Origin of the sequence: Pelobacter seleniigenes DSM 18267 (assembly GCF_000711225.1) — a bacterium.
Taxonomy (GTDB): domain Bacteria; phylum Desulfobacterota; class Desulfuromonadia; order Desulfuromonadales; family Geopsychrobacteraceae; genus Seleniibacterium; species Seleniibacterium seleniigenes.
Window position 1 is genome coordinate 2,532,742 of the sequence record NZ_JOMG01000002.1, and the last position, 22,638, is coordinate 2,555,379.

The 22,638-nt window shown below is 56.1% G+C and carries 14 protein-coding genes; 4 read left to right on the forward strand and 10 right to left on the reverse strand.

Annotation, left to right across the window (positions count from 1 at the left end; translation table 11 throughout):
• The first annotated feature begins 713 nt into the window (after positions 1-713).
• Entirely contained in the window at positions 714-2,807 is a 2,094-nt protein-coding gene (locus N909_RS0114440) for an HDOD domain-containing protein (protein WP_029916337.1), read from the forward strand.
• Complete coding sequence (locus N909_RS0114445; protein ID WP_051689780.1) at positions 2,804-4,978, forward strand: putative bifunctional diguanylate cyclase/phosphodiesterase; 2,175 nt, start codon at positions 2,804-2,806, stop codon at positions 4,976-4,978. Before N909_RS0114440 ends, N909_RS0114445 begins: the two co-directional genes overlap by 4 nt.
• 236 nt (positions 4,979-5,214) lie before the next feature.
• Here the strand turns inward: N909_RS0114445 and N909_RS0114450 are convergent, their stop codons facing one another.
• The 8 genes from N909_RS0114450 to N909_RS0114485 form a co-directional block, all read right to left on the reverse strand.
• Entirely contained in the window at positions 5,215-6,555 is a 1,341-nt protein-coding gene (locus tag N909_RS0114450; protein WP_029916340.1) for a TRAP transporter large permease, read from the reverse strand.
• Positions 6,556-6,583: 28 nt separating this feature from the next.
• Positions 6,584-7,075, reverse strand: a complete 492-nt coding sequence (locus N909_RS0114455; RefSeq protein ID WP_029916342.1) for a TRAP transporter small permease subunit — start codon at positions 7,073-7,075, stop codon at positions 6,584-6,586.
• A gap of 67 nt (positions 7,076-7,142) precedes the next feature.
• Positions 7,143-8,300: a TRAP transporter substrate-binding protein gene (locus tag N909_RS0114460; RefSeq protein ID WP_029916343.1), complete on the reverse strand. Its 1,158-nt coding sequence runs from the start codon at positions 8,298-8,300 to the stop codon at positions 7,143-7,145.
• A 224-nt stretch (positions 8,301-8,524) separates the two neighbouring features.
• Positions 8,525-9,847 carry a sigma-54 interaction domain-containing protein gene (locus tag N909_RS0114465; protein WP_036683213.1) on the reverse strand — a complete coding sequence of 441 codons (1,323 nt, stop codon included), beginning with the start codon at positions 9,845-9,847 and terminating at the stop codon, positions 8,525-8,527.
• Positions 9,848-9,963: 116 nt separating this feature from the next.
• Entirely contained in the window at positions 9,964-10,722 is a 759-nt protein-coding gene (locus N909_RS0114470; RefSeq protein ID WP_029916345.1) for a 3-hydroxybutyrate dehydrogenase, read from the reverse strand.
• Positions 10,723-10,914: 192 nt separating this feature from the next.
• On the reverse strand, positions 10,915-12,273 hold the full coding sequence (locus N909_RS26370; RefSeq protein ID WP_029916346.1) for a 3-oxoacid CoA-transferase subunit B: 1,359 nt from the start codon (positions 12,271-12,273) through the stop codon (positions 10,915-10,917).
• Positions 12,274-12,390: 117 nt separating this feature from the next.
• Positions 12,391-13,743 (reverse strand): short-chain fatty acid transporter, encoded by a 1,353-nt coding sequence (locus N909_RS0114480; RefSeq protein WP_029916347.1) that lies wholly within the window; start codon positions 13,741-13,743, stop codon positions 12,391-12,393.
• A gap of 79 nt (positions 13,744-13,822) precedes the next feature.
• The gene (locus N909_RS0114485; protein WP_029916348.1) at positions 13,823-14,998 is read right to left on the reverse strand and encodes a thiolase family protein; all 1,176 of its coding nucleotides are present in this window, start codon (positions 14,996-14,998) and stop codon (positions 13,823-13,825) included.
• Positions 14,999-15,401: 403 nt separating this feature from the next.
• On the opposite strand from N909_RS0114485, the gene N909_RS24725 reads away from it, so the two are divergent.
• Positions 15,402-15,965 carry a LutC/YkgG family protein gene (locus tag N909_RS24725; RefSeq protein WP_051689781.1) on the forward strand — a complete coding sequence of 188 codons (564 nt, stop codon included), beginning with the start codon at positions 15,402-15,404 and terminating at the stop codon, positions 15,963-15,965.
• A 10-nt stretch (positions 15,966-15,975) separates the two neighbouring features.
• Positions 15,976-18,141: an L-lactate dehydrogenase (quinone) large subunit LdhH gene (gene ldhH, locus N909_RS0114495; protein WP_029916352.1), complete on the forward strand. Its 2,166-nt coding sequence runs from the start codon at positions 15,976-15,978 to the stop codon at positions 18,139-18,141.
• Between the two features lie 147 nt (positions 18,142-18,288).
• On the opposite strand, the gene N909_RS0114505 is transcribed toward ldhH, so the two are convergent.
• The gene (locus N909_RS0114505) at positions 18,289-21,435 is read right to left on the reverse strand and encodes an efflux RND transporter permease subunit (protein WP_029916354.1); all 3,147 of its coding nucleotides are present in this window, start codon (positions 21,433-21,435) and stop codon (positions 18,289-18,291) included.
• Positions 21,432-22,622: an efflux RND transporter periplasmic adaptor subunit gene (locus N909_RS0114510; protein ID WP_029916356.1), complete on the reverse strand. Its 1,191-nt coding sequence runs from the start codon at positions 22,620-22,622 to the stop codon at positions 21,432-21,434. Before N909_RS0114510 ends, N909_RS0114505 begins: the two co-directional genes overlap by 4 nt.
• Positions 22,623-22,638: the final 16 nt, after the last annotated feature.

Genomic DNA, 22,638 nt, shown 5'->3' on the forward strand with positions numbered 1-22,638 from the left:
CTTCAGCACCACGTCGCGGTCAGTTCCTGGCGTGAATACGATTCGTAGACGTTGCTACAGAAATCACCTGCACCATTGGTGATGTCCTCAGCCTGAATCAGGCGACTCTTTCTGAACGGCATGGCACGCGATAGAATGCTGCACAACTTACAGTGGGGAGCGGATCGGTTGGAGTAATAAGCATGTGGAGGACTTCACGCGGTTCTCTTTTCTCGGGGCGTTGATTCTGTTGATAAGCTGTTCGGTTTGGTGCAGAAGGGTGTGAGTCATTATGTCCTCATCCAATGAGTAGAAAAATGCTCAATGTATTCTGGTTTTTTCGCTGCGGCTGTCAAAAAGAAAGACTAATTTTGGATAAATGGAACCTTCAATGAAAACAATTGGTTATGTTTTTGTTATGGTTTTTCTTTAGCAGTTCTGTGCTCTTTGGCTTGTTCTGAGAATGAGCCGTTTGTTGTTGAATTTGAAAAAAACCTTTTAATTTCGGATGATTACCATTTAGTGTGTGTTCTTTTTGTGCTGTGGCAGATTTCTCCTAAGTGCTTTTTCATTTGTATGAACTGTTGTGATTGACGATCTAAATGCCTGGATATTAAGAGGTTTTTTGGTTATTGTACTTGCTGAATTTTTCTCAATGCATGATAATAAAAAATACAATTAAGATTTTAGTACCGCTTTAAACACCATGTTTTGACTTCTGTGAGGGGTATTGAATGCAAGGGCAGGGCCCATCCATAGAGCCGTTCAGTGAGAGGGATATTTCTACTCTGCTGTGCGATCCGCACGTTCTGGCGGCGCTGATCGAGGCCTGTCTCAATCAGGCGAGCTATCAGAATCTGGCGGACCTTGTTTTGCAGGATGCGGCCCTCTCGGCCCAGGTCATCCAGGCGGCCAGCAAGGCAATCCCCCAAGCCATCAAGCCCGCAGAACCGGTTTCCTCCGCCGTGCAAAAACTGGGGATCCCCATCTTGACCAGCCTGGCTTTGAAAGCGGCTCAGCAGATTTCAAAGCACCGGTTTACGGCCGAAGAGTTGACCTTTCAGGCGCGGCTCTGGGCCACGTCTCAAGTCGGCGCTGTGGCGGCACGCTGCCTCGCCCCTTCGGTTGATTTTTCGCGCATTGAAGAAGCCCAACTCGGTGGATTGTTCCTGAACCTGGGGATTCACCTGCTGTTCGCAAGGTTCGGCCGCGATTATCTGGTAATGAATGTGGGCCCTTGCGGCAGTACCGCCCAGGCGCTTCTGGAAAGAGGGCGATTCGGGCTCGACCATCTGGAGCTGGCGGACCGGATGATCCGCTCCTGGAAGCTGGAATCCTTTCTGGCTGATGCCATTCGTTTTTTGCAGGTTGATGTCTCCCAGATCGAGCATTGCGGGCCGCTGTTGAAGATTGCCCGGCTGGCCCGGCAGTTTTGCCCGGTCCCGCAAGCCCTTCCGGAAGAGCTGCCGCAGCTTGCTGAGCGGCTGTTTGGACTCAGTGCCAGTGAAACCCACTATTTGTTCAAATGGGCGCAGGGTCTTTATCCGGCCAGCGTTGCCCTGTTGGACGATGCAGAGGCGTTGCAGGCGGATTTCTCTCAAAACCTGGATCATTTGCGGGAGTTGACTTTCATCCTGGCAAAACAGGAGGCGGCTCGGGCCAGGCTTGCCCAGATCCATGATCAGGAACAGTTGCTGAGTACGGCGCGGCGGCTTTACCTGGAATACAGCCCGGCTGCGGAGGTGATCTTTTTTTTACTCGATCAAAAAAGTCGGCTCCTGACCGGCCTGCAGATTACCGGGCAACAGAGCTTGGTTCGGGAGTTGGAAATACCCCTGCAGAAGGAGTTCTGTCTGCTCTCTAAAGCGGTTGTGGATACCGTCATTGTCTCCTCTTTTGGCGCCGAAAAAGAGTTTACTGTGACCGATCATTTGATCTCAAGGCTGTGTGGTGATCAGGGCTTTGTCTGTTATCCCCTCAGTGCCGGAGAGCAACCTTTGGGAGCGGTGGTGCTGGCGGTCGATTCCCCGACAGCACTCGCGCCGGTGGAGACTTTGCAGCTCAAAACGATCAGCCAGGTCGTCGGTGACCGACTGGCGGCTTTGGCCCCGGCGACCGGGGACCCGTTCAACGACGGTGCCGGCTTGTTGCGCCGGGTCAGTCATGAGGTCAATAATCCTTTGACCATTATCGGCAATTATGCTGAAGTTCTGAGTCGTTCCGACTCGGCTCAGGAACATGCCAAACTGACCGCTGCCATTAAAGGTGAAGTGCGCCGGGTTGACGATATTATCAGCTATTATCTGCATCGGCAGGAAGCCCCGGATTTTCTTGACCAGGGAGTTGATCTGAATGAGCTGATCCGGGAAACGGTCGAATCGCTGCATGACTCGGTGCTGAAATCGGGTAAAATTGAGCTGCAACTGAATTTACAGGAAGAACTTGAAAAGCTTGAGGCCAGCCCGGTGCTGATCAAGCAGGTCCTGGTGAACCTGATCCGCAATGCCGCGGAAGCGCTGGAGTCGGGCGGGATCATTACCCTGACGACGCGGGTGAATTTTGTTGCCGGCCGAGGCTGGCAGGCCGAGATCATGGTGGCGGATAACGGTCCCGGCATGTCACCACGGGTGCTCAAGCACCTGTTCCGGCCGGTTGCCAGCAGCAAAGGAGCCGGGCATTCCGGAGTCGGTTTGAGTATCGTCAAGAGCATGATTGATGACCTTGGCGGCCAGGTCAGTTGTTGCAGCAATGTCGCTGCGGGGACCAGTTTTCAAGTGCTGATCCCCTACGGCAGCCATTCTCCCCTTGCCTTGCAGGAGCCACAGTGAAGTGCCAGGCTGCTGAATTCAAACTCCCTGCCCTGAATCAGGAGCAGGGCGCAGTGCTGATCGTTGACGATCAGCTGGCGTTGTTGCGTAGCCTGCAGGCCTTGCTGCGGATCAACGGCTATGCCGTTGAATTGGCGGCTGATGGCGCAGAAGCGATCAGCAAGCTGCAGGAGGGCAAGTTCGACCTGGTGCTGCTTGATTTGCAAATGCCCGGCATCGACGGTCTTGAGGTGCTGGAATATATCCGCCGCGAGAACCTCGATCCGGAAATCATCATTATCAGCGGGGTGTCCAGCTTCTCTGCCTTCAAAAGAGTCCTGCATCTTGGCGCTTACGATTTTATCCGCAAACCCTATGATCCGGAAGAGCTGCTGGCGTCTGTCGGGAAAGGTATTCTGCGTTGCCGGCAACGGCGGCAGGCGGCACGGATTGAGCGGTCGTTGCTGAAATCGGAACGGATGCACCGGTTTATTGTCAATCACTCCCCGGATTTCATCTATGTCCTGAACCCTGCGGGGCTGTTTACCTATGTCAACGACACGGTGGAAAGTCTGCTCGGGTTCAAGCGCCATGAGTTGCTGGGAAAGCACTTTTCGACCATCATTCACGTCAATAATGCCGCAGAGATCCATAACATTTTCAGCGAGCATCGCACCGGGAGCAGGGCCGGCAACAAGATTGAAATGCGCTTGCAGGTGAATGACCGGAGTTGCAGCCTTGACAGCGAGGAGGTCATCGTCGAGTTGAGCGCGGTCGGGCTGTATCGCAAGGACGCGGCCGGCAAAAAACATTTTTCCGGAACCCTTGGCTGTGCCCGGGATATCTCGGCCCGGAAAAAAACTGAAGCGCGAATCAGTTTCCAGGCTTACCACGATATGCTGACCCAGCTGCCGAATCGGACCCTGTTCGACGACCGGATCAAGCAGACCTTTGCCCATGCCCGAAGAAGTGGCGAGAAATTTGCCGTAATGTTTCTTGACCTGGATCGTTTCAAACTGATCAATGACACCTTTGGCCATGTCATGGGTGATCTGGTGCTGCAGCAGGTCGCGCAGAGAACTCTCGGCTGCCTGCGCGAAGAAGATACCCTCAGTCGCTTCGGGGGGGACGAGTTCTTTCTGTTGTTGCCAAGAATATCCAGCCGCGACGACGTCGCCGCCGTGGCAGAGAAGATCCTTCGCGAAATCAGGCAGCCGGTTCGGGTCGACAGCCAGGAACTTTTTTTGAGCGTGAGCATCGGGATTGCCCTTTTTCCTGAGGCCGGGCTGTCCAAAGAGGCGCTGCTGCAAAGTGCCGATATCGCTATGTATCAGGTCAAGAAAAACGGCAAGGACGGGTACTGTTTTTACAGCGAGTCCATGGATAACCAATCGGGCTTCCTTTCTGTGGAAAGGGATCTGGCCCAGGGCCTGGCCCAAAAGCAGTTCCAGGTTTATTTCCAGCCCAAGGTCGATTCCTCCAGTCACCGGATTATCGGTATGGAAGCATTATTGCGCTGGCAACACCCGGAGCGCGGGCTGCTGTTTCCGGAAGAGTTTCTCCCTGCGGCGGAAGAATCGAAACTGATCGTGTCCATCGGGCAATGGGTGCTGTGGTCGGTTTGTGAAGAGATTGTACGCTGGCAGCAGCAGGGGTTACCGCAGATCAAAGTGTCGCTGAATATTTCCCCGGTGCAGCTGGAGCAGGATGATTTTGTTGAAAACTTCATCAAAATCGTCCAGGAGTTCGGGCTGGCGGCCGAAATCTTCGAGCTTGAGATCACCGAACAGGGAGTGCTTGATGCCCCGAGTTTGGTTGCGGATAAATTGAATTCCCTGCGCGAGTTCGGCGTTTCCGTGACCCTTGATGATTTTGGTCGGGGACATTTTTCGTTCAGTTATCTGCAGAATTTTCCCGTCAATACTCTTAAAATAGACCGTTCTTTTGTGCGCGAGATCGCCGCCGGGAAAAAACATCCCTATGTCGCCGATGGCATCGCCATGCTCGCCAAGGGGATGCACCTCAACCTGGTAGCCGAAGGGGTCGAGAACCAGCTGCAATTGAACTACCTGCGCGAGCTTGGCTGTCGGGAGGTGCAAGGCCACCTCTATGCCGAGGCGATCAGCGCACCGGCAACCCTGGCTTTGCTGAAAGCGGGCCCTGCTGACGGACCTCATTTCACCCTTCATTGAGAAGCACGAGGGCTTTTCTCTTCCTTTGCCTTGCCCTGGCCAGCTCAGCTTCCGGAAGCTGCGGGTCAGGGCTTTTTCAACTTTAGCTGAACAGAATTAAGCTGGAGAACGGCCAAGGCCCCGTCACCGGGACAGGGCCTTGGTCAAGTTATGGCGGGTTTCGCAACGGTCGGACTGCCTTTTGGTTGCGTCCTGCCCGCAATGTGGCAGCAATGGCTCGCCGGGGCGAACTGAGCTTAATTGCCGAAGAAAACGCTCGGCAGGTAAGTAATGATCCCGGGGAAAAAGACCATTGTCACCAGGGCGACGATCTGCAGCGCAACAAAGGGAATAATCCCTTTGTAGATGGTTGCCATGGTGTATTCCGGCGGCGCCACTCCCTTGAAGTAGAACAGGGAGTAACCGAACGGCGGGGTCAAAAAAGAGGTTTGCAGGTTGATGCAGACCATCATGGCGAACCATAGCGGGTTGAAATCGAGATCCATGGCGATCGGCGTGAAAATCGGGACCACCACCAACAGGATCGCCGCCCAATCAATGAACATGCCCATGAAGAACACCACGGTCATCATGATCAGGAACACCACATAGGGGCTGACCTCCATGCCGAGCAGGACATCGGAAACAACATCGCCGCCGCCCATGCTCAGAAAAACCACGGAAAAGAATTTCCCGCCGATGAACAGGGCCATAATCATGGCTGTGGTCCGGGCCGTGGAAATGCAGGCCTGGGTGATGACCTCCCAGGTCAATTTACGACCGACCAGCGCCAGGACCAGCGCACCGACACAACCAAGGGCGGCTGCTTCGGTCGGTGTGGCGATGCCAGCCAGGATCGTGCCCATGACGGTTAAAATCAGCCCGAAGGGCGGGACGAAGTTTTTCATGGTCATGGTGATTTTCTGACCCACCGTCGCGGTCCGGTCTTCCGCGGGTATGGGCGGACCCATTTTCGGATTCAGGTAGCAGCGGATGCCAACGTACAGCAGATAAAGCCCTGACAGCAGCAAACCTGGTAGAATTGCCGCTGCAAACAGGTTGCCGACTGAAGTTTCCTTTTGCCCGGTCAGGCCGCCATAGACCACCAGCATGATCGACGGCGGGATGAGGATGCCGAGGGTTCCTGAAGAACAGATAATCCCGGCGGACAGGGCAGTGTCGTAACCTCGGCGCAGCAATGCCGGCCCGGCCATCAGGCCCATGGCCACGACCGAAGCACCGACAATACCGGTGGTCGCGGCGAAGACCGTGCTGACCACGATAACCGCCAGTCCCAGACCGCCGCGCAAGCCGCCCAGAACAATGTAAAGCGCGTCGAACAACCCTTCCGAGACCTTGGATCGATCCAGGATCTGCGCCATGAAGATAAACAGCGGAATCGCCACCAGGGTATAGTTGAGAAAAATTCCCCAGGCGTTATTGGCGAACAGGCCGAGCAACCCGGGCACATCAAAACCATTGTCGATTAAACCGAAGACCGTGGCCACTGCGGCAAGGGTTACAGCCAGCGGATGCCCCAAGGCGATCGTTGCCATCAGGGTCAGGAACATCAGGATGGTCAGTATCTCAACACTCATTGGTACTTGCCTCCAGGCTCGAACAGGGTCAGGATTGTTGCGAAAGGGAACGGATGTCTTGAATCAATTTTGCGAGCCCTTGCAGAAAAAACAGGCTGAAACCGATGGCCATGAAAGTTTTGTAGGGGTAAATAGCCGGGGCCCAGGAGCTCGAAGCATGTTCCAGCTGGTTCCAGGAGGTTATGGCAAGTGTCCACGTGTAATAGGTCAGCAGGCCTATCGTCGGCAGGAACAGGATCAGATTGGTGATAATCCGTAAAATTGTCCGCGGCCGTTCCGCCAAGCGTGCTTCGAAGACATCTATAGCGACATGAGTGTTATGTTTGTGGGCATAACAAAGGGCCAGCATATAGTGCAGCCCGTACAGAAAAACAGTCACTTCAAATGCCCAAGACGTCGGGGCATTAAGGCCGTAACGCATGAACACTTCAAAAACTACGACGCCGATCAATGGTAAAATCAAATAAGAGGCGTAAAACCCGATTTTTTCGTTCAGGGTATCGATCGCTCTATCAATCATAAATAGTGACCTCTAACAGCTGATCCTCTGGGTTTATACGGGGGCCTTGCGGCCCCCGTATGGTTTATCATTGCATATGCTTGCCTTTGACAAACTGCTCATAAGGCCACGGGGCGATGCCGCCGCGCTCTTGACGCCAGTCTGCAAAATCTTTCTTGAATTGTTCCTGGGAATCGAGAACTTTTTTGACGTCAGGGTATTGCGCCTTAAGGGTCTCGAGATAATCATGGGACGCCTTTGCAAACTGGTTGATGGCGTCTTCATCCATGCGGACGAATTCAACTTTTTTCTTGAACAGTTCAATGGCTTGCGCGTTGAGGTTTTCAGCCCATGCGGTCGACCATTGCTGGGTTTCCGTTGCGGCAATTTTGACGATCCACTTCAGGTCGTCGGGGAGTTTGTTCCAGGAATCCATGTTGATGAAGAGTGCGCTCTGGCAGGACGGTTGATGAACGCCGGGCTCGATCACGTACTTGGTAATGTCGTCAAAGCCCATCGGGTAGTTGATGGCCGGGGTACTGAACTCTGCAGCATCAATAACCCCGCGCTCCAGGGCCAGATAAACCTCACCACCGGGCAGCGGGGTGACACTGGCACCGATGTTGGTCAAAATATCCATGTACCAGCCTGCGGTTCTGACCCGCATTCCCTTGAAGTCGGCCATGGTGGTCGCTTTTTTGTTGGAGAACAGACCCAGTTCCTGCCCGACATTGCCGCCCGGGAGGGCATAAAGATTATAGCGACCGTATAATTCCTGCATCATTTCCTGACCGCCACGCTCATACAGCCAGACATTGTAGCCTTCTGTATCCAGCCCCATCGGAACCGACGCAAAGGCGACGAATGCTTCGTTCTTCCCTTTCCAATAACCTGGCCAGTCGTGACCGATATCGGCCTGGCCTTTACTGACGGCGTCAAAGCTCTCCATGGCACCGACCAATTCGCCGGCCGAAAACAGTTTGATATCCAGACGGCCACCTGAGGCCAGCTTGACCGAATCGGCAAAGTGTTGTGCGACATCATAAAACAGCAGTCCTTTGGACCACGGCATAACCATTTTCCATCTGAAGGTTTCCGAGGAGGTTTTGATGGAGCGCAGGTCTTTTTTTGCTTCTTCGTGGCGATTGTCTGCCCCGAATTTTTCCCGCTTTGCCGCAAAAGCGTTGGGGGCAAGGGCTAACGCCAGAATGAGTGCCAGGCCGATCAGAAATCTGAATCTTTTCATTCTTTCCTCCTTAGTTAGGTTGTGAGGGGGATTGATGGTCTGTCCAGTAGTAGATGAGAAAAAGTTTCATGGCTAGTCCGCAGCGAAAAATAAAAGGTTTGACCAATTTTCGGAAGGATAGGGTATCGTTTTTTTCGTGTCAAGGAAATAAAACAATGTTCTTCTCGTGTCCGTTGGCAGCTTTCTATGCTACTGATAAAATTATGTTTTATCTTCCGCATCGATCAGTTCTGGTGATAGTCGGTCAGTGATTTTAATTTGCGCGCTACACTGGCTTGGCTGATACCGAGAGCGGCTGCGATTCTACGGGTGGTGTGGAATTGATCGCGCGCCTGGAGGAGGATTTCGCGTTCCCGCTCTGCCAGTAGTTTTTTGAGTCCCATCCCTTTGGGAATGGTTTTGCCGATTCCCGGGATTCTGACTTTTTCTGGGGTGATGTAGTCTCCCGAGGTGGTTACGATACTCCGTTCCACGACATTTTCGAGTTCGCGGATGTTGCCTTTCCAGGTCATGCCGACCATCTGGTTGATCAGGCTTTCGGAGAACTTTTTGTAGCTGTTGTACCTGCGGTTATATTTCTCGGTGAAATGTTGCACCAGTGGGGGAATATCCTCCTTGCGTTCCCGCAACGGAGGGAGGGTAATCGGTACAACATTCAGGCGATAGTACAGATCTTCGCGAAACCGGCCGGCGCTGACCAGCTCGGCCAGGTCCTTGTTGGTGGCAGCGATCAGCCGGATATCCACTTTCTGAACCTGGCGACCGCCGACCCGGAAAAATTCCTTGTCCTGGATGACTCCGAGCAGTTTGGACTGCAGGTGCAGGGGCAGCTCGGAGATTTCGTCCAGAAATACAGTCCCTCCCTGGGCCATCTCCAGCAGGCCGCTTTTCCCTTTGCTGTCGGCCCCGGTGAACGAGCCGGGTTCATAGCCGAACAGTTCCGATTCGATCAGGGATTCCGGGATGGCCGCGCAGTTGATCTGCAGCAGCGGTTTGTTTTTGCGTTCGCTGGAGCGGTGAATGGTTTTCGCCAGCAGACTTTTGCCGACCCCTGATTCACCGTTGAGGAGGATTGTGGAGTCGGTTGCCGCGACGCGCAGAGCCAGGTCGATGACGGCCATCATGCTGTCGCTGCAGGTGACCAGTTCATCTTCACTAAGCATCTGGTTACGGGCGGTGTCCGCATCAATCGGCTGGCTGTATTGTACGACCGTGAGGTCCCAGATGGTGTTGATGACATACTCGATGTCGCCGTTTGCATCAAAGATGGGCCGCCCTTTGACCAGGAATCTGCGGTTGGTGCTGGTGGTGTAGGTCGCGGTGACCGGCCGTTTTCGTTCCAGGACCAGCAGGCTGGCCGCCCCGGAAAAGTAATTATCCTTACCAACCAGGTCGTAGAGGTTGCGTCCGATCAACTCTGCATTGGTGAAACCGGACAGCTCCTCGAAGGTCTTGTTGACCCCGATGGTGGTCCCCTGACCGTCAACGACATAAATGCCGTTATAGAGGTTGTCGAAGATGATTTCGAGGAGTTTCTTGTCGATCATAGTCGGCCGCTCGGGAGCCCCGCCGTGCCGATAAGCTGAGCGCGGTGGGGCGGGTCCTTGTTGGGTAACGAATTATATCATACCTTACTGGGCAATCCTGAAACAGTGTTTTTTTATCAGGTAGCTGTCCAGCCACAGTCCATGGTCAGGCAGGAGCCGGTAAAGCAGGCGGCCTTGTCCGAACACAGGTAGGTCACCAGGTCTCCTATCTCCGACGGTTCGATCAAGCGTTTGACCGCGGCGTTCTTGAGCATGATCTGTTCGATGACCTCATCTTCGGACAACCCGTGGGTTTTGGCCTGATCTGCGATCTGGTTATCGACAAGCGGTGTTCTGACATAGGCCGGGCAGATGGAGTTGACGGTGATTCCCAGGGGGCCGCCTTCCAGGGCCGTGGTTTTAGTCAGGCCCGAGACGCCGTGCTTGGCAGAGATGTAGGCCGATTTGAACGGGGAGGCGATCAGGCCGTGGACGGAATTGATGTGGATAATCCGGCCCCAGCAGTTCTGCTTCATTGACGGCCAGCTGTATTTGGTCAGTAAAAAGGGGGCGGTCAGCATCAATGAGATCATGAAGTCCCATTTGTCCTCGGGAAAATCTTCCACCGGGCTGACATGCTGAATGCCGGCGTTGCTGATCAGGATATCGACCCGGCCGAACCGGTCGAGGGTGGTGTCGATCAGCTGCCGGCAGCCGCTGCGCTGGGACAAGTCCGCTTTGACGAACAGTGCGCCGATTTTTTCGGCCTCCTGCTCTCCGGCTGCTGCGTTGACATCCGCCATGACGACCTGGTCGCCGTCTGTGGCCAGAGCCTGGGCAACGGCCAAACCGATACCGCTGGCTGCTCCGGTAACAACTGCAATACGTTGTGCCATAAAGTGAGTCTCCTCGCAAAGATATGAATGGGCCAGATATTGCTGTCCTCTCCAGGGAGAGGTGACTGCTGAAGGGAGGCTGCTTGCAGCGCATCCCTTCAGCTGTTTTTGTGCCGATATCCTCCCGTCTCCGGGAGCGGGGTGACCTTGATCCGGTTGTCGAAGAGTCTTTTCTTGGGTGCGGTTGCTAACTCAACGCAAGTCCGCCGCAATGGTAAACGGACAGCCGGTCTTCTCCTTGATCAGCTCAATGGATGAGCCCGGTGCCAGTTCGATCAGGGTCAGCCCGGCTTCCGGGTCGACCTCGAAGACCGCCAGATCGGTCACCACCATATCGACCACATTCTTGCCGGTCAGCGGCAGGGTGCATTCCTCCATCAGTTTGGAGGAGCCGTCTTTGGCGCAATGATCCATCATGATGATGATCTTCTTGACGCCCGAGACCAGATCCATGGCCCCGCCCGGACCTTTGACCATGGCACCGGGGATCATCCAGTTGGCCAGGTCGCCGAAGCGCGAGACCTGCATGGCACCAAGGACCGACAGGTCGATATGGCCACCGCGTACCATGGCGAAGGATTCGGCGCTGTCGAAGAAGGCTCCGCCCGGCAACCAGGTGATGGTCTGCTTGCCGGCATTGATCAGGTCCGGATCCTGCTGCCCTTCCTGCGGGAAGGGGCCGACTCCGAGCAAGCCGTTTTCGGCGTGCAGGGTCACGGTAATGTCCTCGGGAATATAGTTGGCGACCAGGGTCGGCATGCCGATACCGAGGTTGGCATACATGCCGTTTTTGAACTCCCGGCTGATCCGCTTGGCCTGCCATTCGCGGGCCGGCGAAAAGCCTTTGACGCTGACTTTGCCGGCCAGGGTCAATTGCTCGATCGGTTTTTCGAGGTCTTTGCTGACCAGGATCCGGTCAATATAGTTGCCGGGGGTGTGGATTTCATGAGGGTTGAGTTCACCGATTTCGACGATTTCCTCAACTTCGGCGACCGTGACCCGGCCGGCCTTGGCGCAGGCTTCGTTAAAATTGTTGGCCGTGTAGCGATAGACCAGGTTGCCAGCCTTATCGGCCTTCCAGGCTTTGACAATGGCCAGGTCGGTGGTGATGCTTTCTTCAAGGACATACTCCTTGCCGCCGAAGCTTTGGACCGGTTTGTTTTCAGTCAGAACCGTGCCGTAGCCGGTGCGGGTAAAGAACGCCGGGATGCCGGCCCCGCCGGCGCGCAGTTTTTCCGCCAGGGTCCCCTGGGGAGTCAGCTCGAGTTCCAACTCGCCGCTTAAAAACTGCCGTTCAAAGGTGGCGTTTTCGCCCACGTAAGAAGAGATCATTTTTTTGATCTGACGGGTCTGCAGTAGCCAACCCAGGCCGAAATCATCAACCCCGGCATTGTTGCTGGCTACGGTCAGTCCGGTGACCCCGCTGTCCCGTAGCGCTTTGATGAGGTTTTCCGGAATGCCACAGAGGCCGAAGCCCCCGGCGGCGACAGTCATATTGTCTTTGGTCAGACCTTCCAGCGCCTTGGCGGCGTCCGTATAGATCGGTTTCATACCATGTGCCTCCTTGCTGTTGCGAAAGCGTCTTGAGGGTTGGTAGCGCGCACGAAGCGAGCAATGTCTGTTCTGTTCCCGGTTGGGCCGGCTGGCGACGGCCAAGCCGGCCTGCCGTTAAAACAGGACGAGTCCCAGGGCAATGATGATGCCGGAATAAAACATGACCACCAGGCAGTAGCCCATGATATCCCGCGCCCCGAGGCCGGCGATACCCAGCGCCGGAAGAGCCCAGAAGGGCTGGATCATGTTGGTCCAGGCGTCGCCCCAGGCAATCGACATGGCGGTTTTTGCCGCCGGGACACCGAGGGCTGCACCGGCCGGCATCATGATCGGCGCCTGCACGGCCCACTGGCCGCCGCCGGAGGGAACGAAAAAGTTGACCAGACCGGCGCTCAAGAAGGTGAACAGCGGAAAGGTGGTCGGATTGGAGATATCGACAAACCAGTTGGACATCAGTCCAGCCAGGGACAGTCCGTCCATGTTGCTGCCGACCATCATCCCCATGATCCCGGCATAGAACGGGAACTGCAGGATGATTCCGGCCGAACCTTTGACCGCTACGGTGATGGCATCGAGAAAGCGTCGCGGGGTTCCGTGGAGAATGATCCCGGCGAACAGGAAGATGAAGTTGACAATGTTCAGGTTCAGTTGGAACCCGTTCTTGGCAAAGTAGAAGATAATGTAGACCAATCCCATGATGCCGATCAGGATCGACAGCAGCGGACTGTTTTCCAGCCAGTCGGCCGGGGTCTTGTATTTGTCCGCCGGGTCTGTGGCTTTGGGCTGCTCGTCGAGCAGGCTCGGATCGATGCTGACCGTCTCTTCTTTGTTCGGGTGCATGGAGCGGCAGATCAGCGGCAGGGTCAGGATCAGAATCACCACGATGATCATGTTGAAGGGGGCAAAGATGGTGGCGCTGGTGGAAATCGGATCAACCACGGCGCCTTTGGTCATTTTGGCCAGATCGGGCCCCGCCGTAGCAATCTTCAGGGGGATCGAACCGGAAATGCCGGCATGCCAGACCAGGAAGCCGGTGTAGGCCGAGGCAATCAGCAGTCGATAATCGACATTTTTGACCTCCTTGGCGAGCTGGCGGGCGTAGAGGGCACCGATCACCAGGCCGAATCCCCAGTTGATCCAGCAGGCAATGGCTGAAATAAAGGCGACTGCCATGATCGCCTTACTTGGGGTGTCAGCGGGGCGGGATAAGGCCTGGAGCCCTTTCTGGATGACCGGGGCGTGAGCCAGAGTATGACCGGTCACCAGGACCAGCACCATCTGCATGGAAAACGCGAGCAGGGTCCAGAAGCCCTTGTTCCAATGGATGATCATATCCATTGGACCCTGGCCGGTCAGGGTGACCCCGCCGATAAAAACAATCAGGGTCAGGATAATGCAGAACAAAAACGGGTCGGGCAGGTAGCGTTGCACAAGTTTGACGCAGAAATGGGTCAGTTTTTTGAACATTGTATGCCTCCTGTGGCAGCCAGCTGGAGTTGACCTCCCCTCATCGTTGAGAGGAGGCCGGGTGATGCTTTAGCGGTTGTTAAACAAGTTCAAAAATTGCGGCAACGGCTTCGCCGCCGCCGATGCAGAGTGTTGCCAGACCGTATTTTTGCTGACGGGCTTTCATCTCCCGCAACAGGGTTGCCACCAGGCGTCCGCCGCTGGCGCCGATGGGGTGGCCGATGGAGACCGCTCCGCCGTTGACGTTGACCTTGTCGGCCGTCAGGCCCAGTTGTTTGATAGCGACCAGCGGCACGGCGGCAAAGGCTTCATTGATTTCAAACAGACCGATGTCGTCGAGTTGCAGTCCGGCCCGGGCACAACAGCTGCGGATGGCGTCGACCGGAGCTTCGGCGAATTTGTCCGGATGGATACTATTGGTGGTGCTGGCGACGAGCCGGGCCAACGGTTGCAGATTGTTGCTTTTGACCGCCTGCTCCCCGGCCAGAATGGCCAGGCCGGCACCATCATTGATGGTCGAGGCGTTGCCGGCGGTGATGGTACCGGTCTTGCTGAAGACCGGCCGCAGTTCGACCAGCTTGTCGATGCTGCCACGGAATGGTTCTTCATCTTCACTGATGGTGATATCCCCCTTGCGGGATTTTTTCACCACCGCAACCAGTTCGTCCTGGAAGGTGCCGTTTTTAACGGCCGCCTGCGACAGGCGGTAAGAACGCATGGCAAAGTCGTCCTGCTCGGCGCGGCTGAGGCCGTGACCGGCAACCCAGTCTTCAGTGATTTCACCCATGTGCCGTTTGCTGTACGGATCCTGCAGGCCGTCATAGACCACCAGGTCGAGCATTTCCCCGTTGCCGAGACGCTGCCCGAAACGAGCGCCGGGGAGGGCGTAGGGGGCCTTTGACATGCTTTCCATACCGCCGGCAATAACAATTGAGGAGTGCCCCAGGGCAATGGCGTCGGCGGCCAGCATCATCGCCTTGAGGCCGCTGCCGCAGACCTTGTTGATGGTCATGGCGTGAACGCTGTCGGGGAGTCCGGCGTTGCGCATGGCCTGCCGGGCCGGCGCCTGTGCCGAACCGCCCTGCAGGACCTGGCCGATGATGACCTCATCGACCAGGTCTCCGCTCAACTGGTTGCGTTGCAGCAATTCTTTGATGACCTGGGCCGCCAGTTCAGGAGCGCTGACATCAGACAGGGAACCACCGAAAGAACCAAACGGGGTTCTTAAAGCGGATACTACAAAGACGTCTTTCATTTTATCTCCTCCTGGTCTGTGAATGGTTTTCTGGTTTGATGAAAAGCAATATTTGTTCCATTTTATAAAAACGTTCTATGTCTGTGGATTTGCTGGAACAGGATCGTGACAAGCAGAATCGTTATTGATCAAATATTGCTTCAAATATTTTTATATATTTTTAAGTTATTGAAAATTAAATATAAAAAATTGACTCATAAATGAATCAAAAGAGATTTGAATGAGTCAATGGCACAGCTCTGAGAGTTTGATCCCTGCTGTGTTGCGGTCGCTGGTGCGCTTTAGAGGAAAGGGGCCAAACGGTGGGCTATTGGAGTGGTAAAATTGCACACATTGTTTTTTTTGTTGACAGGATTATTTGGTCATATATTCTACTGGTCAGACCAGTTGAGGGAGATTTGCTATGACACAAACAGAAATTCTCGAACGATTTTCTCAGACGGCAGAAGCTGCCGGGGCGGTCATGGTGACCGTCGATTCTGCCGAAGCCGTTGCTGCTTATGTCGCAGCAAGGGTTTCCGGCCCAGTCATGCTGCCGGCCTTTGCGTCTGGAGAGCGGCTGAAATTGAAGGAGGCCCTTGAAAAAGAAGGGCTGTTTGTCATCACCGAGCCACATCGGGCGGATGTCCTGAATGCTGCCGCCGGGGTCACGGGCGTCAATTTTGCCATTGCCGATACCGGGTCTTTGGTGCTGGACAGTACCGCCGAAGAAATCCGCCTGGCTACCACTTTTCCTCCGCAACATTTTGCTCTGCTCGATCCCGACAAGATCGTCGTCGATGGCTTGGCTGCCGTCCCCCCAATGCGGGAGCTGCACCGCCGTGACGGCCGGAATTTTGTCGCCTATATCACCGGGCCAAGCCGGACCGCTGATATTGAGCGGGTGCTGACCATCGGTGTTCATGGTCCCAAGCAACTCCATATTCTGCTGGTTTCAGGTTTATCCCGCGATCCGCTGGAAATGTAGGGAGGTTTCAATGAGTAAGAAGCGTGCCAAAAGTTACCGCAAAAAAATAGATGGAGCGTTGGCGACACCCAAGTTGCAGGAAGCTCTGCACCGGTTCGGGGATGCTTATCTGGTCTCTCGGGAAAAGGCCTTTTCCGGGCTCGATTTTCAAGAGCTGCGCAGCAATATCTCTGCGATGAAAAAACAGGCCTGTATCGATCGGGAGCAGCTGCAACAACAGTTCATCGATCAGGCAACAGCTGCCGGGGCCACGGTTTACCGTGCGGCCACCGCAGATGATGCCAATCGTTATATCGCCGAGCTGGCCGTGAAAAAAGCGGCCAAGCTGGTGGTGAAAAGTAAAAGCATGGTCAGTGAGGAAATTCACCTCAATCATGCCCTGGCCGACAGCGGCGTCCGCGCCCTGGAGACCGACCTCGGCGAATGGATCGTGCAGTTGGCCGGCCAGCGCCCCAGCCATATGGTTATGCCGGCGATTCACATGTTCAAGGAAGAGGTTGCCGAGTTGTTCGGTCGGCAAACCGGCAAGGAAGAGCCCGCCGAGATTGAGCACCTGGTTGAAGTGGCGCGTAATTTTCTACGCAACAGCTACCTGGAGGCCGAAATCGGCGTCACCGGAGCCAATATCGCGGTGGCTGAAACCGGTGGGATCGCTCTGGTCACCAATGAAGGAAACGCCCGGCTGGCTTCAACGACGCCCAAGGTCCACGTCGTGCTGATGGGCACGGAAAAGATCGTCCCGACTCTGGAAGACGCGGCGCGGATCATTCAGGTTCTGCCGAAAAATGCTACCGGCCAGCTGCTGACCTCCTATACCACCTGGATCCGCGGTGCGGTCCCCTGTGAAGGTGGCGACAAGGAACTGCACATTGTCATGCTCGACAACGGGCGCAGTGAACTTGCCGAGTCGGAGCATTGCAAGGACGCCCTGAACTGCATCCGCTGCGGCGCCTGTGCCAACGTCTGCCCGGTTTACCAGACCGTCGGCGGACATGTTTTCGGGCATATCTATATCGGGGCCATTGGGATTATTCTGACCGCTTTTTATCACGGCTTGGACAATGCCGCAGAACTGGTCAAGGCCTGTATCGGCTGTCGTTCCTGTGTTGCTATTTGTCCCAGCCAGATCGATCTGGAAGAGATCATCCTCCATCTGCGGGAAACCATTGGCGACAAGGAAGGGATCGGCACCGGCAAGGCTCTGGTCTTCCGCAAAGTCATGCAGAACCGCAAGTTGTTCCATACTTTGATTCGCGCGGCTAGCAAGCTGCAGAAACCGGTGACCCGGGGCGAGCGGACCATCCGCCACCTGCCGCTGTTCTTCTCGCCACTGACCGAATGGCGGACCCTGCCCGCGGTGGCGGATACCGCTCTGCGCGACTGTTTTGATAAGCAGGAGCAGAAGCTTGCCAAGCCGCGCTACCGGGTTGCCCTGTTCGGCGGCTGTGCGAATGATTTCCTTTATCCCGAACTGGGGCTGGACTTGATTCAGGTCATGAATGCTCTGAATGTCGAAGTCTTTTATCCCAAAGGGCAAAACTGCTGCGGGATTCCGGCGAGCTACTCCGGTGACAAGGAAACCTCCGTCGAACTGGCCCGGCAGAATATCACGGCCATGCTGGAAGAGAACCCTGATTTTGTTCTTACCACCTGCCCGACCTGTGCGGTGGCATTGAAACAGAACTTCGCCGAGTATCTGAAGGATAGTCCGGAATGGGTTGACCGAGCCAAGGTTCTGGCCGAGAAAACCGTCGATGCTTCCAGCTTCATTCTGGAATACCTCGATGGGGCAGACCTGTTCAAAGCGGCAGCCAAGAAGGAAAAAGTGACCTATCACGATTCCTGCCACCTGAAGCGCGGCATCGGCGTTTCGACCCAGCCGCGTCAACTGCTCCAGAGCGCCGGGCTGGATCTGGTGGAAATGGCTCATGCCGATCGTTGTTGCGGCTTTGGCGGGTCCTACTCGTTAACCAGTCACCCGGAGATATCGGCGAAGATCCTGGCCGATAAGGTGACGGATATCAGTAAATCCGGGGCCGATACCGTAGCCATGGACTGCCCGGGCTGCATGATGCAGATCCGCGGCGGGCTGGACAAGGCCGCTGTTCAGGTACGCGCCCGTCATACCGTCGAAATCCTGGCGGAAGCGCTCAGGAACAAAAATATCCAAGCTTGACACGTGATCTCTCTCCTCACGTTTTTGCCCCGGCAGCTTCATCCCCTGCCGGGGTCTTTTTTTGGTCAGACCAATTTCGGACAACTTTTTGAGAAGAGAATGAATGTTGCTGATGAACAGAACGCCGGTTGCTCGCCGCTGGCGGAACTAGGGGATGATCTGCTCTGAACGCGAAGCCGGCTCGCGGCTTTGTCCTGCTTCCCGGTCGGACCGTTGCCAACGGTTTTTGACCGCAGTCTGAACTTTATCAAGATAGTAGTAGATAATCGGCGTGATATAGAGGGTCAGCAACTGGGAAACCAGCAAGCCACCGACCACCGCCAGCCCGAGGGGGCGACGGGCATCGACACCAGCACCGATGCCGATAGCAATCGGCAGGGTTCCTGCCAGGGCCGCCATGGTCGTCATCATAATCGGCCTGAAACGGATCAGGCAGCCTTGGTAAATGGCTTCCAGGGGGGGGAGGCCGTCTTTGCGTTGGGCTTCCAGGGCAAAGTCGATCATCATGATGGCATTTTTTTTGACAATCCCGACCAGCATGATAATACCGACAAAGGCATAGAGATTCAGATCCTTATGAAAGGCCATCAGGGTCAACAGGGCGCCGAACCCGGCCGCTGGAAGACCGGAAAGGATGGTCAGCGGGTGGATGTAACTTTCGTAAAGAATCCCCAGCACAATGTAAATCACCAGGATGGCCAGCACCAGCAACAGGGCCAGTCCCTTGGTCGATGCCTGGTAAACCTGGGCCGCACCTTGGAAGCCGGTACTGATGGAGGCGGGCAGGGTGGCGGCTTCCCGTTCAACGGCGGCGACCGCGTTGCCCAGCGGGACGCCCGGCTGCAGGTTGAAGGAAAAGGTCACCGCGGTGATCTGCCCCAAATGATTGACCGATAAGGGGCCCAGCCCCTTGTTGATTTTAACCAGTGCGGTCAGGGGGACAAGCTCGCCGCCTCTCGCCCTGATATAGAGCAGTTCCAGGGCCGTTGGGTCGGTCTGATAGCGAGGTTCCAACTCCATGATGACCTGATACTGGTCGTTGGGGGTGTAGATGGTCGAGACCTCGCGCGAACCGAATGCTGAATAGAGCGTGCTCTCAATCTGTTCGGCGGTGATGCCGAGCACCGCGGCGCGGTCGCGATCGATGGTCAGATTCAGCTGCGGATTCTTGATTTCAAGGTCGGAGGCAACATCCTGCAACTGCGGCAGGCCGCGCAGCTGTTCCTCGAAGGTCGAGGCGCGTGCGTAGAGCTCGGCGCTGTCGGGACTCTGCAGGACGAACTGGAACTGAGCCTTGGAACTTTTGGTCTCCAAACGGATCGGCGGCGGATTCTGCAGGTAAATTCTGATCCCGGGAATCCCCGCCAGTTGCGGCCGCAGCCGCTGGATGATCTGATCGGCGCTGGCCTGCCGTTCGGAGCGGGGCTTGAGTCTGATAAACATGAAGCCGCTGTTGGAACCGACCCGTGATCCGGCAGCGCCGACCGAGGACATGAAGGCTTCCACATCCGGGTCCCGGATCAGGATCTGCGCCAGTTGGGTTTGGTTGCGTTTCATCTCATCAAAGGAGACCCCCTGGGCTCCTTCAGTGATGCCACGCAGTGCGCCGACATCGTCGGGCGGAAAAAGCCCGGTCGGTATCCGCGTGAACAGCCAGAGAGTCAGCAGGGTCAGGGCCAAAGTCAAAACCAGTGCGGAGCGGCGAAAGCGCAGGACCCGGCGGAGGCTTTTTTCATACAGCCGCAACCAGCCGTCAAAGAACCGTTCCATGAAATTATACAGCCGCCCATGCCGTTTTTCGCTATAGGGCCTCAGGAACCGGCTGCTGAGCATTGGGGTCAGGGTCAGGGAGACAAAGCCGGAAATCAAAATGGCCACCGAAATGGTCACCGCGAATTCATGCAGAACCCGCCCCAGCATGCCGGCCATGAACAGGACCGGAATAAAGACCGCCACCAGGGAGATGGTCATGGACAGGATAGTAAAGCCAATCTCCCGGGCACCGTGAAAGGATGCCTCCCGGGGCGTCTCCCCCTGCTCCATGTGGCGGACAATATTTTCCAGCATGACAATGGCGTCATCGACAACGAAGCCGACGGACAGGGTCAGCGCCATGAGGGTAATGTTGTTGATGGAAAAACCGAGCAAATACATGGCCGCAAAGGTGCCGACAATGGAGAGCGGCAGGGCCAGGCTCGGGATCAGGGTCGCGGGAAGATTGCGCAGAAACAGGAAAATCACCATGATGACCAGGCCGATGGTCAGCAACAGGGTGAACTTGACTTCGGCAACCGACTCGCGGATCGAGCCGGAGCGATCGTACATCAGGTTAAGACTGACTCCGCCTGGCAGCTGCCGGTGCAGCTCGGGGAGCAGTTGTTTGATGTTGTCGACCACCTGGATGGTGTTTGTGCCGGGCTGCCGCTGGATGGCCAGAATGATGGCCCGATCGGTTTTTTCTTTGGTGTAGAACCAGGCCGCGACCTTGTTGTTCTCGACGCTGTCCGTGACCGTAGCGACGTCACGCAGGCGCACCGGGGCCTGCTCACGATAGGCGATCACCACATCCTGGAAGGCTTTGGCGTTGTAAAGCTGGCCGCTGACCTGGATGGTAAAGGCCTGGTTTTTACCTTCCAGCCCCCCGGTGGGCAGGTTGACGTTCCAGGCGCCAAGGGACTGTTCCACTTCATCCAGGCCGATTTTCAGGTTGGCCAGTTTGCGTGGATCCAGGCCGATGCGCACCGCATATTTCTGGGAACCGTAGACATTCACCTGGGCCACCCCGTTGACCATTGAAATCCGTGGGGCAATGATCGTATCGGCGAAATCGTTGACTTCGGACAGGGGCAGGGATGCCGAACTCAGGGCCAGGTAGAGAATCGATGAATCGGCCGGGTTGACTTTGCGGATCGATGGCGGGTTGGGCATGTCGCGCGGTAATCTACGCGCCGCTTGGGAAATCGCCGTCTGTACATCCTGGGCTGCAGCGTCGATATCGCGCTCCAGGGAAAACTGGATGGTGATGATGGTCGAGCCTTCCCCGTTGGTGGAACTGAGGGAATCGATGCCGGCGATGGTCGACAGCTGTCGCTCCAGCGGGGTGGCGACGGCGCTGGCCATGGTCTCCGGGCTGGCTCCTGGCAGGTTGGCCCGAACCTGGATGGTCGGAAAATCGATGTTCGGCAGGTCATTGACCGCTAGCAGCTGGTAGGCAAATGCGCCAAAAATCATGATCGCCAGCATGACCAGGCTGGTCATGACCGGGCGGCGGATGAACAGGGCTGAGATGTTCACTGCGCAGCCCCGGTGGAATCGCCGCCGCTCGCCACCGGCTTGACGGTGGCGCCTTCCTGCAGGCGTAACTGGCCATCGGTGACGACCGTTTCACCAGTTGTCAGCCCCTGGTCGATAACCGTCAGGGTGCTGGTATTAAAGGCAACCTTGACCGGGCGTAATTTCACCCGCTGATCTGCGCCGACAACATAGACATAATCGCCGTCCAGGCCGGTCTGCACGGCCTCAGTCGGGACGACAACAGCATCTTTGCGGATCGCCAGTTGCACGCGCACCGGCACGAACTGTCCCGGCCACAGAGCGGCATCGGTATTCTCAAAGTTGGCTTTCAGCCGGATGGTGCCGGTGGTCTGATTGACCATATTATCGATAAAGGAGATTCGGCCGGTCCGGGTCTGCTCTTTTGCTGCGACGTCGCTGAGGCTGACTTGCACTTGGGTCGAAGGCAGATGGCTTCTGAGTTGGGCGAGATTCTGTTCCGGCAGGGTAAAGCTGACCTTGATCGGTGAAACCTGATTGATGGTGACCAGCGGCCGGTCCGCGGCAGCCCTGACCAGGTTGCCCCGGTCCACCAGGAGGGCTCCGGTGAAACCTGAAATGGGCGCCCGGATAACACAGTTGTCAAGGTCGAGCTGGGCGTTGGCCAAGGCGGCCTCATCAGCCTCCAGCACTGCTGCCAGCGTGGCGACGCTGGTTTGCGCTTCATCTGCCTGCTCGGCCGAGACATAGCCGTTGGCTGCGGCTGCAGAATAGCGGGCTGCTTGCTTGCGGGCGTTGTCCAGCGCAGCCTGGTCTTTGACCAGATCGGCCCGGGCCTGGGCGACCTTGGCGGCAAACGGGCGGGGGTCGATCTTGAACAGGATGGCGCCGCTGTTGACCTGATCACCTTCTTTGAAGCCGACTTTTTCAAGAACGCCATCGACCTGGGATTTGATGGCGACCGAGGCAAAGGGCTCCACCGAGCCGATGGTTTTGAGTTCGATGGGGACATCGTCCAGGCGGACCTGGGCCATGCTGACCGGGACCGGTTTGGCGGTATTTTTGCCCCCCTTGTTATCGGTTGCACCGAGATCGGAACAGGCGGCCAGCAGGGTCAGGCAGAGCAGCAACGCCACCCCTTTAAAAAGTTGGCAAAACATGGAGAAGCAGGATCTGGAACAACCGGATGTGGCAAAGGTCTGGTTCATGGCAAAGTCTTTTCCG

Coding starts and splice junctions, on each gene's coding strand:
- N909_RS0114440 (WP_029916337.1), top strand. CDS start 714: ATGCAAGGGCAGGGCCCATCCATAGAGCCGTTCAGTGAGAGGGATATT.
- N909_RS0114450 (WP_029916340.1), bottom strand. CDS start 6,555: ATGAGTGTTGAGATACTGACCATCCTGATGTTCCTGACCCTGATGGCA.
- N909_RS0114455 (WP_029916342.1), bottom strand. CDS start 7,075: ATGATTGATAGAGCGATCGATACCCTGAACGAAAAAATCGGGTTTTAC.
- N909_RS0114460 (WP_029916343.1), bottom strand. CDS start 8,300: ATGAAAAGATTCAGATTTCTGATCGGCCTGGCACTCATTCTGGCGTTA.
- N909_RS0114465 (WP_036683213.1), bottom strand. CDS start 9,847: ATGATCGACAAGAAACTCCTCGAAATCATCTTCGACAACCTCTATAAC.
- N909_RS0114470 (WP_029916345.1), bottom strand. CDS start 10,722: ATGGCACAACGTATTGCAGTTGTTACCGGAGCAGCCAGCGGTATCGGT.
- N909_RS26370 (WP_029916346.1), bottom strand. CDS start 12,273: ATGAAACCGATCTATACGGACGCCGCCAAGGCGCTGGAAGGTCTGACC.
- N909_RS0114480 (WP_029916347.1), bottom strand. CDS start 13,743: ATGTTCAAAAAACTGACCCATTTCTGCGTCAAACTTGTGCAACGCTAC.
- N909_RS0114485 (WP_029916348.1), bottom strand. CDS start 14,998: ATGAAAGACGTCTTTGTAGTATCCGCTTTAAGAACCCCGTTTGGTTCT.
- N909_RS24725 (WP_051689781.1), top strand. CDS start 15,402: ATGACACAAACAGAAATTCTCGAACGATTTTCTCAGACGGCAGAAGCT.
- ldhH (WP_029916352.1), top strand. CDS start 15,976: ATGAGTAAGAAGCGTGCCAAAAGTTACCGCAAAAAAATAGATGGAGCG.
- N909_RS0114510 (WP_029916356.1), bottom strand. CDS start 22,622: ATGAACCAGACCTTTGCCACATCCGGTTGTTCCAGATCCTGCTTCTCC.